Origin of the sequence: Stenotrophomonas sp. S39 (assembly GCF_016624665.1) — a bacterium.
In the GTDB taxonomy this organism is placed as follows: Bacteria; Pseudomonadota; Gammaproteobacteria; order Xanthomonadales; family Xanthomonadaceae; genus Stenotrophomonas.
Genome location: NZ_JACVTT010000014.1, coordinates 1 through 12533, shown reverse-complemented (window position 1 = coordinate 12533; position 12533 = coordinate 1). Strand labels below are relative to the sequence as shown.

13 protein-coding genes are annotated in these 12533 nt (G+C 69.0%); 5 read left to right on the top strand and 8 right to left on the bottom strand.

Annotated elements, in window-relative coordinates; all coding sequences use genetic code 11:
• Positions 1 to 24 precede the first annotated feature (24 nt).
• The 3 genes from IAE41_RS06050 to IAE41_RS06040 are packed head-to-tail and all read right to left on the bottom strand — an operon-like array spanning position 25 to position 4772.
• On the bottom strand, positions 25 to 2238 hold the full coding sequence (locus IAE41_RS06050) for an ATP-binding protein (protein WP_200732461.1): 2214 nt from the start codon (positions 2236 to 2238) through the stop codon (positions 25 to 27).
• Positions 2239 to 4110 carry an EAL domain-containing protein gene (locus tag IAE41_RS06045; protein WP_200732460.1) on the bottom strand — a complete coding sequence of 624 codons (1872 nt, stop codon included), beginning with the start codon at positions 4108 to 4110 and terminating at the stop codon, positions 2239 to 2241. It lies immediately after the preceding gene.
• A 44-nt stretch (positions 4111 to 4154) separates the two neighbouring features.
• Positions 4155 to 4772 (bottom strand): DUF4126 domain-containing protein, encoded by a 618-nt coding sequence (locus IAE41_RS06040; protein WP_200732459.1) that lies wholly within the window; start codon positions 4770 to 4772, stop codon positions 4155 to 4157.
• A 179-nt stretch (positions 4773 to 4951) separates the two neighbouring features.
• Between IAE41_RS06040 and IAE41_RS06035 the strand changes: the two genes are divergently transcribed.
• The 5 genes from IAE41_RS06035 (at position 4952) to ampE (ending at position 8635) form a co-directional block, all read left to right on the top strand.
• A complete protein-coding gene (locus tag IAE41_RS06035; protein WP_108747527.1) occupies positions 4952 to 5695 on the top strand; it encodes a DUF6776 family protein in 744 nt (247 codons plus the stop codon).
• A 4-nt stretch (positions 5696 to 5699) separates the two neighbouring features.
• Complete coding sequence (locus tag IAE41_RS06030; protein WP_200732458.1) at positions 5700 to 6167, top strand: polymer-forming cytoskeletal protein; 468 nt, start codon at positions 5700 to 5702, stop codon at positions 6165 to 6167.
• 31 nt (positions 6168 to 6198) lie between these two features.
• The gene (gene erpA, locus IAE41_RS06025) at positions 6199 to 6591 is read left to right on the top strand and encodes an iron-sulfur cluster insertion protein ErpA (protein WP_108747525.1); all 393 of its coding nucleotides are present in this window, start codon (positions 6199 to 6201) and stop codon (positions 6589 to 6591) included.
• A 106-nt stretch (positions 6592 to 6697) separates the two neighbouring features.
• A complete protein-coding gene (nudC, locus tag IAE41_RS06020; protein WP_200732457.1) occupies positions 6698 to 7603 on the top strand; it encodes an NAD(+) diphosphatase in 906 nt (301 codons plus the stop codon).
• 144 nt (positions 7604 to 7747) lie between these two features.
• The gene (gene ampE / locus IAE41_RS06015) at positions 7748 to 8635 is read left to right on the top strand and encodes a regulatory signaling modulator protein AmpE (protein ID WP_079223855.1); all 888 of its coding nucleotides are present in this window, start codon (positions 7748 to 7750) and stop codon (positions 8633 to 8635) included.
• Between the two features lie 38 nt (positions 8636 to 8673).
• Here the strand turns inward: ampE and IAE41_RS06010 are convergent, their stop codons facing one another.
• From IAE41_RS06010 to IAE41_RS05990, 5 genes are all read right to left on the bottom strand, one after another.
• Positions 8674 to 9114, bottom strand: a complete 441-nt coding sequence (locus tag IAE41_RS06010; protein ID WP_159095384.1) for a hypothetical protein — start codon at positions 9112 to 9114, stop codon at positions 8674 to 8676.
• Between the two features lie 130 nt (positions 9115 to 9244).
• Positions 9245 to 9670 carry a DUF2752 domain-containing protein gene (locus IAE41_RS06005; RefSeq protein ID WP_079223852.1) on the bottom strand — a complete coding sequence of 142 codons (426 nt, stop codon included), beginning with the start codon at positions 9668 to 9670 and terminating at the stop codon, positions 9245 to 9247.
• 47 nt (positions 9671 to 9717) lie between these two features.
• Entirely contained in the window at positions 9718 to 9999 is a 282-nt protein-coding gene (locus IAE41_RS06000) for a CD225/dispanin family protein (protein WP_079223850.1), read from the bottom strand.
• Positions 10000 to 10032: 33 nt separating this feature from the next.
• Entirely contained in the window at positions 10033 to 10320 is a 288-nt protein-coding gene (locus IAE41_RS05995; RefSeq protein WP_200732456.1) for a CD225/dispanin family protein, read from the bottom strand.
• A 182-nt stretch (positions 10321 to 10502) separates the two neighbouring features.
• Complete coding sequence (locus IAE41_RS05990; RefSeq protein ID WP_200732455.1) at positions 10503 to 12392, bottom strand: MFS transporter; 1890 nt, start codon at positions 12390 to 12392, stop codon at positions 10503 to 10505.
• Positions 12393 to 12533 lie beyond the last annotated feature (141 nt).

The window sequence follows — 12533 nt, the reverse complement described above, 5'->3', positions numbered from 1 at the left end:
AAGCGGTAGTCGAGCGGCTCGGCGCTACCGTTCCTGGGCCAGGTAGCCGGTCAGCGCCACGCGTGCGCGGGCGAACTCGGCCACCAGCAGCGCCACTGCCACGGCGGGGCGCTGCAGGCTGCCGGCGCGGGCTTCGTGCTCGATGCGCCGGGCGACGGCCGACAGTGACAGTGCGCCGACATTGGCGCTGGATGACTTGAGGCTGTGCGACAGCGCCTGCAGGCGCTCGATGTCGTTGCCCTGCGCGGCCTGCTGCAGGGCCTGCACCATCGCGGGAGCATCTTCGAGGAACACGGCCACGATCTGCAGTGCGGCCGCTCCGATCACCGCCTGCAGTTCCTCGAGCACGCTGTGGTCGAGCACCGGCTGCGGCGGCGTGTCTGCTTCAGGCGGCGGAGGTGGAGTCGAGCCTGCTCGACTGTTTTGGGTATGGTGGCAGTCGAGCAAGCTCGACTCTACGGTTTCGGGAGCATCGCAACGGTCGACAACCACAGGCGCTTCGCCCCAGCGCTGCAGCAGCGCATGCAGGGTTTCGCGGTTGATCGGCTTGGACAGGTAATCATCCATGCCGGCCTGCAGGCAGCGTTCGCGGTCGCCGGCCATGGCGTTGGCGGTCATGGCGATGATCGGCAGCCGCACGCGGCCCTGTGCCGCTTCCTCGCTCCGCCATTGGCCGGTGGCGGCATAGCCATCCAGTACCGGCATCTGGCAATCCATCAGCACCACGTCGATACCGCCCTGGCGCAGCGCCACGAGGGCCTGCTCGCCGTCGGCGGCGTTGCGCACCTCGCACTGGAACACCCGCAGCAGCTGTTCGGCCACCATGCGGTTGACCGCGTTGTCCTCCACCAGCAGCACGCGCAGGCCCAGGGGCGGCAGCATCGCCGGTGCCTGGCCATGCTCGGCCGTGGCCAGCAGGGCCGCCGGCCGTACGCTGGCGGTGGGCGTGGCCAGCAGGGCGTGCAGGGTGGCGTCGCTGAAGCCGCCCGGCAACTGCTGCTGGCGGGCCTGCGTGGGCGCGGGCTCGTCCTGCAGCCACAGCACCTGCAGCGTGTCTTCCGTGCCGCGCTCGGCCAGCGTGCGCAGCAGCGTCGCTTCGCCGCCGCGGCGCTGGCGGGCGTCCACCAGCAGCCACGCCGGCGGCGGTTGGCCGGGGCGTGGCGCCGCACGCAGGCGCTCCAGCAGCAGATCGCGTTCGGCCAGCACCTGCACCGGCAGCCCGTGGTGGGCGGCAATGCGTTCCACGCGCGCCTGCAGCGCCACATCGGCACTGTGCAGCAGCAGCGGCGAGGGCGCGCGCGCCAGTGCCGGCAGGTCGCCGGGAATCTTCAGCAGCGGGATCTCGAACCAGAACGTGGCGCCCTGGCCGGGCGTGGACTGCACGCCGATCTGGCCGTGCATCAGGTCGATGATGCGCTTGCAGATGGCCAGGCCCAGGCCGGTGCCGCCATACAGGCGGGTGGTCGACGCATCGGCCTGGCTGAAGGACTGGAACAGCCGTGACTGCAGCGGGGCGTCGATGCCGATGCCGGTGTCGGCCACTTCGAAACGCAGCTGGTGCTGGGCCGGGCCTTCGCCCAGGCGCTGCACGCGCAGCTGGACCTGGCCGCGTGCGGTGAACTTGATGGCGTTGGCCAGCAGGTTGGTCAGCACCTGGCGCAGGCGCACCGGATCGCCACGCACCGGCAGGCGCACGGCAGGGTCCAGCTGCAGGCCGAGCACCAGGCCCTTCGATTCGGCGGCGCGCTGCAGCAGCTGCACCACGCCATCAAGCAGTTCGCGCAGGTTGAAGCTGGTGATCTCCAGCTCCAGCGCCTGCGCTTCCAGGCGCGAGTAGTCGAGGATGTCATCGACGATGCGCAGCAGCTGCTGCGAGCTGACCGATGCGGTGGCCAGCATCTGCCGCTGGTCGTCGCCCAGCGGCCCGCGTGCGATCAGCTCCAGCATCGGCAGGATGCCGTTGAGCGGCGTGCGGATCTCGTGGCTCATGGTGGCCAGGAATTCGCCCTTGGCCAGCGCGGCCGCTTCGGCGGCCTGCTTGGCCTGCAGCAGCTGTTGTTCCAGCTGGCCCTGGCGCTCGGTGGTGCGACGCAGCTGGTCGCGTTCGCTGGCCAGCACCGTGCGTTCGCGCTGCAGTGCCGCCAGCGCCTGTCCGCGTTGCCGCAGGCGCAGGCCAAGGGCCAGTGCCACGCCGATGGCCAGCACCAGTGCCGCCAGCAGCGTGACCGTCAGCGGCACTCAGAGCACCGCGTTGTGGAAGTCGAAGTTCAGGTCGCTGCCCGCCGACTGCACCATGTTGCCCTGAATGTAGTCCACGCCACCGACCCACATCGCCGCGGCTGCCTGCGGATCCTCGATCTGCTGGCCGATGATCTGCAGGCCTGCGGCATGCGCGCGATCGATCGCCCGGCGCAGTTCCTCGCGCGTGCCCGGGTTGGAATGGCTGCTGGAGAAGCGCGCGGCCATGCGCACGAACGACAGCGGCAGCTGGGTGAGCAGGGCATCGGCTTCGCTGCCGGGCTCGAACTGGCTCAGGCAGAAGCGCACGCCGGCACTGGCCATGCGCTGGCAGAACTGCTGCAGCGGCACGGTATGGATGAGCGCGTCGGGCAGGCGCACGTCGATCACCAGCGCGCTGCCGGGCAGGTCGCGCTGCTGCAGCGATTCCAGCAGCCAATCGGTGAAGGCATCGCGCTGCAGCGTGCGCAGCGACTGCGAGACGAACAGGTTCAGCGGCTGCGTCGCGTGGCGGTACAGGTCGAGCAGGCCCATCGCATGCTCCAGCACCTGCTGGTCCAGATCGGCGATGCGGCCGGCCGCTTCGGCCGCCGGAATGACCTGGCCGGCGGTGAGCACGGTGCCATCGGCCTGGCGCAGGCGCAGCAGCAGCTGGTACTGCGCGGTATCACCACCGGCCACGGCCACGATCGGCTGATAGGCCAGTTCCAGCTGGCCTTCCAGCAGGGCCAGGTGTTCCTGCTCGGTCATCGCCTGGCGATGCACGTGGCCGGCCACGCCGGCGGTGAGCAGGCGCGCCTGCAGGGTGGTGCGTTCGATGGCTTCCAGCGCGCTGTTGGCATCGTCGAAGCCCGGCGACAGCGGCGCATAGCCGACCACGCCACGCAGGTGTACCGATTCATCGTCGCGGATGACAAAGGCGCGTGCGGACAGCTGTTCGCGCAGCGCGGCGGCGATGCCTTCCAGGCTTTCCTCGTCGGCACCGCGGGCCAGCAGCAGGAAGCTGTTGTCGTTCAGGCGTGCCAGCAGGTGCGGGTGGCCGGCCTCGGCCAGGCGCTGGCCGGCCTGCACCATCAGCCGCTCGAAGGCGGCGTAGCCATAGCGCTCGCGCAGGCCCAGCGCGCTGGAGATTTCCACGAAGAACACGCCGCCACGGTCGCGCTGTTCCAGCGCGGCGTTGAGTTGCTGCAGCACGTGGTGGCGGGTGGGCAGGCCGGTTTCCGGGTTGCTGGTGGCCGGCGCACCGTTGGCGCCGGGCAGGGTGGCGGCCTGTGCGCGGGCGCGGCGGATGCGGTTGGCCACGGCTGCGATCAGGTGGCGCGGGCGGATCGGCTTGCTCAGGTAATCGTCGGCGCCGCTGTCGAGCACTTCGAACTGGCGCTCCGGGTCCGGGTCGCCACTGAGGAAGACGATCGGCAGCAGCTGCATGCCCGGCTGCTGGCGGATCATCGCGGTCAGGCGCATGCCATCCAGGCCCGGCAGGTGCAGGTCCATCAGGATCAGGTCGGGGCGCTGTTCGCGGATCGCCTGCTGTACGCCATCGGCGTCGGACAGCACCTCCGCCTGCATGCCGGCACCGTGCAGCACGCTCTGTGCGAACAGGGCCTGGGCGCGGTCGTCTTCGACGATCAGCACGCGGTACGGCGAGTCGGACGGCGCCGGGGCATCACTGCTGTTGTCTGCATCCATCGGCGCGGACGGCAGCGGCGGCGGCGTGGCCAGCCCGTCGGTCGCATCTGCCGGTGCGGAGGGGACCACGGCAAGACTGGGCGCGGCGGCGGCCGGGGCACTGGCCCAGCGCTGCCAATGATCGGCCGGAGGGGTTTCAGCGCGTCCGGGGCGTGCGCCCGCGGGGGATTCATTTGCGGACATCAAAGCTCCTGGTGTTCGCCGCCATTATGCGCCAAGCCCGGCAGTCAGCCGGTGCGTGGTTGGCCTGCAGAGGCCGTGCCGCCAGCACATGCAAGCCATCGCACGCCCTTCCACAGGGTGCGCCAGACCAGCCACACCAGCAGTGCGCCGGCCAGGCTGCAGGCCAGCACCACGACCAGGGCGATCCAGGGATGGGCCAGTGCCAGCGCCAGGCCGCCGACCACCACGGTGTCCTCGGCGACCGAGGCGACCCAGTTGCTGGCCGGTTCCGGCGACGTGTTGAGCAGGGCGCGGGTGCCGGCCTTCAGGCCGTGGCTGGCCAGGGCCACGCCGGCGCCGGCCAGCAGGGTGCCGGTGCCCAGCTGGCCATCGGGCGAGAGCGTGGCGGCGGCCAGGAAGGCGCCGGCCGGTACCCGCGCCAGGGTATGCACGAGATCCCAGATGGAATCGACGCCAGGGATCTTGTCGGCGAAGAATTCGGCGATGGCCAGGGCCGCCGAGGTGCCCAGCACCCACCACGATTCGGTGGCCTGCAGGGCCGGTGGCAGGTCGACCCAGCCGAGCAGGCCGGCCAGGCCGACGCCGAACACGGTGAGGTACACGCGGATGCCGGCCAGCCAGGCCAGCAGGATGCCGATCACGAACAGGTGGGCTTCGGTCATGGCGGGGCTCCGGCGACGGAACTGTGCGGGGTGCCACACTATCGGCGATGACGTGGCTGAACACCACCGGCCCCTGACGGCCGGCACCGGGGAAAGCCCCCGTTCCTGTCATACACTAGCCCGTCGTTTGCTACAGGGGCCGTGCTGGTGTCGCCATTGCGAGTCCACGGAGACTACCCATGAACAACCGCCCACCCGTGCGCGTACAGGTCCGCCTGCCCGGTGCCAAGCCGCCGCCGGTCGACCGTCGCCGCCTGCTGGTCATCGCCGGCATCTGGCTGCTGAGCCTGGTGCTGGCGGTGCTGGGCGGCTGCTGGCTGGGCGCGCCGCGCGATGCCCAGGGGCAGCGCCTGCAGGCGGCCGAGAAGCGCGCCGACACGGTGCAGGCGCAGCTGACCGAGCTGCGCCAGAAGCAGGCCACGCTGGAAGCCTCCGACCGCATCAGCCGCGCCGCCAACACCGAGGTGCAGTCCTCGCTGGCCGAGCGCGACGAAGAGATCGCCGGCCTGCGTGCCGACGTGGCCTTCTACGAGCGCCTGGTCGGCTCGACCAGCCAGCGCAAGGGCCTGAACACCCATTCGATCGAGTTCAGCCCCGAATCGGCCGGCACCTGGCAGTACGCCGTGGTGCTGACCCAGAACCTCAACCGCGGGGCCATCAGCCAGGGGCAGATGCGCTTCACCGTGGAAGGCGTGAAGAACGGCAAGCTGGCCACGATCAGCTGGGATGAGCTGCACCAGCGCAGCAAGGTGCCGGGACAGGATTACTCGTTCCGGTACTTCCAGCAGCTCACCGGCAGTGTGATGCTGCCGACGGACTTCACCCCGCAACGGGTGAGGGTGACACTGGGGAGTGGTGCAGGGGGCACCACGCAGGTATTCGACTGGAAACAGGCCGGCGCACCGGCCAGCAAAGGGGAGTAGGCAGATGTTCGGAAACAGCAAATCCAGCCGTGATGGCCAGTTGGTGGTGGATGCCCTGATCGGCAACCAGGTGGTGATCCGCGGTGATGTGGAATTCAGCGGTGGCCTGTACGTGGAAGGCCGCATCCATGGCAAGGTGATCGCCCAGGAAGGCGCCAGCGGCGCGACCCTGACGGTGGCCGAGCACGGCGTGATCGAAGGCGAGATCCGCGCCCAGGTGGTGGTCATCAGTGGCCGCCTCGACGGTGACGTGCACGCCAGCGAGAAGGTCGAACTGACCCCGAGCGCGCGGGTGAACGGCAACGTCCACTACCAGGTGGTGGAAATGAACGCCGGTGCCCAGCTGAATGGCCGCCTGATCCACGCCAGCAGCCCGGTGGCGGCCCTGCCGGCGCCGGAAGGCGAAGGCGAAGCGGTGGAAGGCAAGGGCGGCACCGCCGCGCGCCGCAAGCTGGCCGAGGCGATGGCTTGAAAGCCATCCCCGGCGCCCCCATGCTGAGGCCATGAGCACGCTAGTTTCCCTGCCCGGCGCTACGCCGGCCGCCGCTCCCGACTACCAGTCGCTGGAGCGGCCGCTGAACTTCACCGAATCGGCTGCGGCCAAGGTGAAGGAACTGATCCAGGACGAGGGCAACCCCGACCTGGCCCTGCGCGTGTACATCGAGGGCGGTGGCTGTTCCGGGTTCCAGTACGGCTTCGAGTTCGACGAGAACCGCGCCGAGGACGACCTGGCGGTGCAGACCAGCGGGGTCACCCTGCTGGTCGATCCGCTCAGCCTGCAGTACCTGATGGGCGCCGAGGTGGATTACACCGAGAGCCTGACCGGTGCGCAGTTCGTGATCCGCAACCCGAACGCGAAGACCACCTGCGGCTGCGGCAGCAGCTTCAGCATGTGATGCCGGGCGCGGGGCCGAGGCCTCGCGCTGCCGTTGCGCGCAAGACCGACTGATTGCGCACAGCGCCGACCTTGCCACCTGCGGCAATTGGCGGCAGGCTTGTCGGATGCCCAATACTCCTTCGCCGCTTTCCGGTTTCGCCTTCGTGGCCGAGCCGCTGGAGCGCGCCGATGCCCTGCGCGATGATGCCGATGCCCTGGCACGCCTGTGGCCGGATGCGCGCATTCTTGTCCTGGACCAGGACGGCACCGCCTTCACCGGTGAGGACGACCAGCCGGTCGCCCTGACCGGCGCCGATATCGGCGGTGGCCCCGGTACGGCCATCTTCCTCGGCCTGCGCGCGGGCCAGGCCTGCTTCTCCGTCGAAGCGGCCAGCGTTGCCCAGGCCGCACCGCGCCGGCTCGACCTGCGCCAGGCGGCGCTGTTGTGGAGCGTGGCCGATGCCACCGCCTTCAGCTATGCCCGCGGCATGTCCTACTGGCATTCGCGCACGCGCTTCTGCGGTGTGTGCGGGGGTGCGGTGGCCTTCGCCCGCGGCGGCTTCGTCGGCCGCTGCGCACAGTGTTCCACCGAGCATTACCCGCGGGTCGACCCGGCGGTGATCGTGGCGGTGGAAAACCAGGGCCGCCTGCTGCTGGGCCGCCAGTCCAACTGGGCGCCGCGCCGCTATTCGGTGCTGGCCGGCTTCGTCGAGCCCGGCGAGACCTTCGAGCAGACCGTGGTGCGCGAGGTGCACGAAGAGAGCAAGGTGCGGGTGACGTCCTGCCAGTACCTCGGCTCGCAGCCGTGGCCGTTCCCCGGCGCGCTGATGGTGGGGTTCCGCGCGCAGGCGCAGGACGACGTGCCGACCGTCAATGGCGAGCTGGAAGATGCACGCTGGTTCACTGCTGAAGAGGTGGGCGCGGCGCTGGCCCGTGACGTCGAGGACGATGGCGAAGGCATCCGCCTGTCGCCGCCGATCTCGATCTCGCGCGGCCTGATCGAACACTGGTACCGGCAGCAGCAGGGCTGATCGCTGCGGCCGTGCCGGCCGGTGCCGGCGGCAGCATTGCCGCCACCTGAACACGCGCCGGGTTACAGTCGGGTTCATCGCTGAACGCGCCGCTGCGGCAGGTAAGGTAGCGGCGCAGAACGCTTGTTCGTAGGGAGACCTGCCATGTTCACCACCCTGGTCGCCGTGCTGGTGGCGCTGGCCCTGGGCCACGTTGCCCCGGCTGCTGCCGCCTCGCTGCGCCGTTTCGACGGCTTCCGGCGCTGGCTGGGCTGGTTGGACGGGCATGGCGGACGGGCTTGGCAGGGGCCGGCCGGCGTGGCGCTGGCGATCGTGCCGCCGCTGCTGCTGATGGCACTGCTGGCCTGGTTGCTGCGCGGGGTGCTGTTCGGCCTGCCCGGCTTGCTGCTGGGCGTGGCGGTCCTGGCCTGGTGCTGGGGCCCGCGCGACCTCGACCGTGATATCGAAGCGATCATCGATGCCGACGACGCAGCGGGCCGCCAGGCGGCGGTACGCCACCTGCAGGCCGCCGGTGGCAGCCTGCGCGAGGACGTGCCCTCGCTGGTCGAGGCGACCGTGCTCAATGCACTGCGACGCTGGTTTGCGGTGCTGTTCTGGTTCCTGCTGCTGGGCCCGGTCGGTGCATTGGCCTATCGCCTGCTGGCGCTGATGGCCGAGAGCCCGATGCGGGCACGCGTGCCGGTGGAGCCACTGGCGCTGGCACAGCGCCTGCTGGCCTGGATCGAATGGCCGGTGGCGCAGCTGATGGCGTTCTCGATGGCGCTGGTCGGCAACTTCGATACGGCGTGGAAGGCGTGGCGGCAGGCCCATGGCGAGCGCCTGGCCGGTGGCATCGGCTTCCTCGGCGCAGTGGCGCGGGCCAGCGTGAATGCCGAGCTGCGCGAAGAGGCGCATGACTACACCGAAGCGGGCCTGTTGCCGGTATGGCAGCGGCTGCCGGACCTGCGCGATGCGATGAGCCTGGTGTGGCGGATGCTGCTGCTGTGGCTGGCGGTGCTGGCGCTGCTGGTCATCGCCGGCTGGGTGACGTAGATCCACGCCATGCGTGGATGGCGCGGTGCTGCACAGCGCTACGGCGTGTAACGATCGTCGAAGTCGAGGTAATCCTCGTGCAGGCCCTGCACCAGGCGTCCGGTCGGTTCGTCGTTGGCGTCGGTTTCCATCAGCAGCCAGCCGGGCATGCCGTCTTCGCGCATCGCCGGACCTTCATCCACGGCCATCACGAAGCTGTTGCCCAGCGCCTTGCCGTACGCACGCAGCAGCGCGTGCAGGGCCTGCGGATCCACCGCACCGCGCAGCGTCGCCAGTGTCTGCTCCAGTTCCGGGCGATCAAACAGCGCCTCGGACAACGCGCTGTCCACATCGTCGGCCAGCGTGTGCACATCGCGCAGCATCAGGAAGCGCGCGAACTGCGGCAGGTTCTCGCCCAGTTCGCTGTTCACCCAGCTGCGCGGATCAGTGCAGCCAGCAGCCTTCATGGCCGCGGTCAATTCATCACGTCGATCAGTCATCGCACCAGCATAGCCGAGCGAAGCGAGCCGCTTCTGCTTTTGATCTTCTCTTTCTTCCGTGGTGGACGCACACGGAAACTGCCAGAGGCCGGGCCAGGCGCGGTGCCAGTCGACTGACAGTCGACGCTACCTACACCGGTGCCAGCGCAGTGAACGGTGCCCACGGCAGGTTGCGCAGCAGCGCATACCCCGGCAGCACCCACAGCCAGAACTTCGGGTTGGCCAGCAGCCGCATCAACGGATCGAGCGCCTTCATGCGCACGCCCGCCATGTGCAGCAGCATCAGGAACAGGAAGGGCAGGCTGATGACCAGCAGGGGGTTCATCGCCATCGCGCCGGGCAGGTCGAAATGGACCAGCGAGTACAGGCAGCGGGTGCTGCCGCAGCCGGGGCAGTAGAAGCCGGTCAGCGCATACAGCGGGCAGCTCGGCAGCGGATTGCCGGGCACATACGGGTTGACGTGGCGCAGCACCACGGCAGCACCGGCGGCCAGGCCGGAAGCGGCCAGCAGCGGGGACCAGCGGCCCAGGCGGGAAGGAACGGGAGGTGGAGGCATGCAGGGAGATACGGGACCCGGCGCGCGGCCGGATCCCGTAGCAGGCATCAGTAGCTGCTGCCGCCGCTCAGGGCGCCCATGCCGCCGATGGCCATGATCAGGATGAAGTACAGCACGCCGACGACCAGCGCCGCGATGGCCGACCAGATGGCCCACTTCTTGGCCTTCTCCGACGATTCCTGAGCACCGGCGATGTCACCGGCGGCCAGCTTGCCGTTGACCTGTGCGGCGTAGACGATCGACACGATGCCGGCCGGCAGGCAGCAGAACAGCGTGGACAGGATGGCCCAGACCAGGTGGTTCGGGATCTGCGGGGTAGCGGTATTCATGGTTCAAGCTCCTCGATGGGTGGTGGTGGTGAATCAATGGTCGGAAAGAGCGCCCAGAACGGCCAAGCCGCCGAACAGCCCGAACCACAACAGCAACAGGACCGGCAGCGCCACGGCCGAAGCCGCCGCCCACCAGCCCGCCTTGCGCGATGCAGCGTAAGCCCCGGCCAGATCACCGGCCGCGCGGCGACCATCGACCTGCGAGGCGTACACGATTGACACCACGCCCAGCGGCAGGCAGCAGAACAGCGTCGTCAGGATCGCCCAGACCAGATGGTTGGGGACGTAGACCGGGCGGCTGGGTTGTGGTGGTTGATTCAAAGCAAGACTCCATTCCTTGGCGGTCGATCTGTCGCAAACAGACCGAACCTCCCCCCTGTGGGTGCGTAATCTACCGCAACCGGCGGCCCATGTATGCGTTTACATGCCCGCCGCGCTTGGCTCGGCAGCAGACGGGGGAGTACGGGATTGGTTTCCGGGTTCCTGCTTCGGTGTGCAAACGCTCAGGCGTGGTCGCCGCGCAGGGCGCGCACCTGCGCCTCCAGCGCGGGCGCATCGGCGCTGTGGCCGTCCACGGGCGCAGCGGCCACCACCTGCACCGTGGCGCGGAAACGCCGCGGCACGCGCATGCGGCCCAGACGCGTGTCGCGCCGGCTCCACATGCTCGACCACATGCCACGCAGGGCCATCGGCACCACCGGCACCGGGCGCCGTTCGAGGATCTTCTCTACGCCGGACTTGAACGGCGCCATGCTGCCGTCCTTGGTCAGCGCGCCCTCCGGGAAGATGCAGACCAGCTCGCCCTCGGCCAGGGCCGCATCGATCTCGTCGAACGCGCGCTGCATCAGCGCCGGGTCTTCGCGCGCGCCGGCGATGGGAATCGCCTTGGCGGTGCGGAAGATCCAGCGCATCACCGGGATGTTGAAGATCTTGTAGTACATGACGAAACGCACGGGGCGCGGGATCGTCGCCGACAGGATCAGCGCGTCCATGTAGCTGACGTGGTTGCAGACCAGCAGCGCGGCGCCCTCGTCGGGGACGTTGGCCTCGATGCCATGCGGGCGCAGCCGGTACAGCGAGCGCACCATCAGCCAGCTGAGGAAGCGCATCAGGAATTCGGGGACGATGGTGAAGATGTAGATCGCCACGATGGCATTGGCGATGGCCAGCGCCAGGAACTGCTGCGGGATGGACCAGTGCAGCAGCTGGTGTGCGGCCAGCGACAGCAGTGCCGCGGCGACGATGAAGCCGGAATTCTGGATGTTGAGTGCAGCGAACACGCGCGACATCTGCGCCTTCGGCGTGCGGCTCTGGATGAGCGCGAACAGTGGCACCACGAACACACCGGTAAACAGGCCGATGCCTACAAGATCGATGACGATGCGCACGCTGCCCGGCTGCTGCAGGAACGCCAGCACGCCCAGGTTCTGCACGGTCGCTTCGCCGGTGCGGGCGAAGTACAGGTCCAGCAGGAAGGCGGTCATGCCGAACGCACCCAGCGGCACCAGGCCGATTTCCACCGTGCGCGCCGACAGCTTCTCGCACAGCAGCGAACCGACGCCGGTGCCCACCGAGAACAGCGCCAGCGCGAACAGGTACAGCTTGGGCTCGCCGCCCAGGTTGACCAGCGCGTAGTTGGGCAGCTGCGAGGTCAGCACGGTGCCGACGAACCAGAACCAGGACACGCCGAGGATGGCGTTGCGCACCGCCTTCTGCTGCCGCGCCATGCGCAGCACCACCAGCGACTCGGGCAGCGGGTTCCAGCTGATCTTCAGGTCCGGATCGCCGGCGTCGACCCGGGGAATCATGCGCGCGGCGAGATTGCCGAAGATCGCCAGCGCGATGACGGCCGTTGCTGCCACGATCGGACCATGGCTGCCGGCCAGCAGGAACACCGAGCCGCCGATGATCATGCCCGACAGGATCGAGATGGAGGTGCCCATTTCGACCAGGCCGTTGCCACCGGTCAGTTCCTCCGGTTTCAGCACCGAGGGCAGCACCGAGTACTTCACCGGGCCGAACAGGGTCGACTGCATGCCGGTGCAGAACAGCGCCACCAGCAGGAACGGCAGGTTCTCGGTGATGAACCCGATTGCCGCAAGCGACATGATCACGATCTCCATGGTGGTGGTGATCACGATCAGCCGCGATTTTTCCAGTTTGTCGGCGATCTGCCCGGCCAGGGCCGAGAACAGGAAATACGGCAGGATGAAGATGGCCGGCGCCAGCGTGGTGTACAGCGAGCGCTGCTCGTCCGATACGCCCAGGTAGAACAACAGGCCGATGATGGCCTGCCGGTACACATTGTCATTGAAGGCGCCCAGCGCCTGCACGATGAAGAACGGCAGGAAGCGGCGCTGGCGGAGCAGGGCGAACTGGCTGTGACCGGACATGGAATCTCCTTGACCGGCGCAGCCTAGCATTCCTGCCTATCAGGCAGGGCAGTCGAGCAAGCTCGACTCTACGGTGGGTGCGGGCCCGTGGGGCGCCCCCCCCCCCCCCCCCCCCCCCCCAAAACCCCTTACGCCCCCCCC

Bases quoted from the DNA above. Each gene is read 5' to 3' on its own strand.
- IAE41_RS06045 (WP_200732460.1), bottom strand. From the start codon at position 4,110: ATGTCCGCAAATGAATCCCCCGCGGGCGCACGCCCCGGACGCGCTGAA.
- ampE (WP_079223855.1), top strand. From the start codon at position 7,748: ATGTTCACCACCCTGGTCGCCGTGCTGGTGGCGCTGGCCCTGGGCCAC.
- IAE41_RS06035 (WP_108747527.1), top strand. From the start codon at position 4,952: ATGAACAACCGCCCACCCGTGCGCGTACAGGTCCGCCTGCCCGGTGCC.
- IAE41_RS06000 (WP_079223850.1), bottom strand. From the start codon at position 9,999: ATGAATACCGCTACCCCGCAGATCCCGAACCACCTGGTCTGGGCCATC.
- IAE41_RS05990 (WP_200732455.1), bottom strand. From the start codon at position 12,392: ATGTCCGGTCACAGCCAGTTCGCCCTGCTCCGCCAGCGCCGCTTCCTG.
- IAE41_RS06040 (WP_200732459.1), bottom strand. From the start codon at position 4,772: ATGACCGAAGCCCACCTGTTCGTGATCGGCATCCTGCTGGCCTGGCTG.
- IAE41_RS06005 (WP_079223852.1), bottom strand. From the start codon at position 9,670: ATGCCTCCACCTCCCGTTCCTTCCCGCCTGGGCCGCTGGTCCCCGCTG.
- nudC (WP_200732457.1), top strand. From the start codon at position 6,698: ATGCCCAATACTCCTTCGCCGCTTTCCGGTTTCGCCTTCGTGGCCGAG.
- IAE41_RS06030 (WP_200732458.1), top strand. From the start codon at position 5,700: ATGTTCGGAAACAGCAAATCCAGCCGTGATGGCCAGTTGGTGGTGGAT.
- IAE41_RS06010 (WP_159095384.1), bottom strand. From the start codon at position 9,114: ATGACTGATCGACGTGATGAATTGACCGCGGCCATGAAGGCTGCTGGC.
- erpA (WP_108747525.1), top strand. From the start codon at position 6,199: ATGAGCACGCTAGTTTCCCTGCCCGGCGCTACGCCGGCCGCCGCTCCC.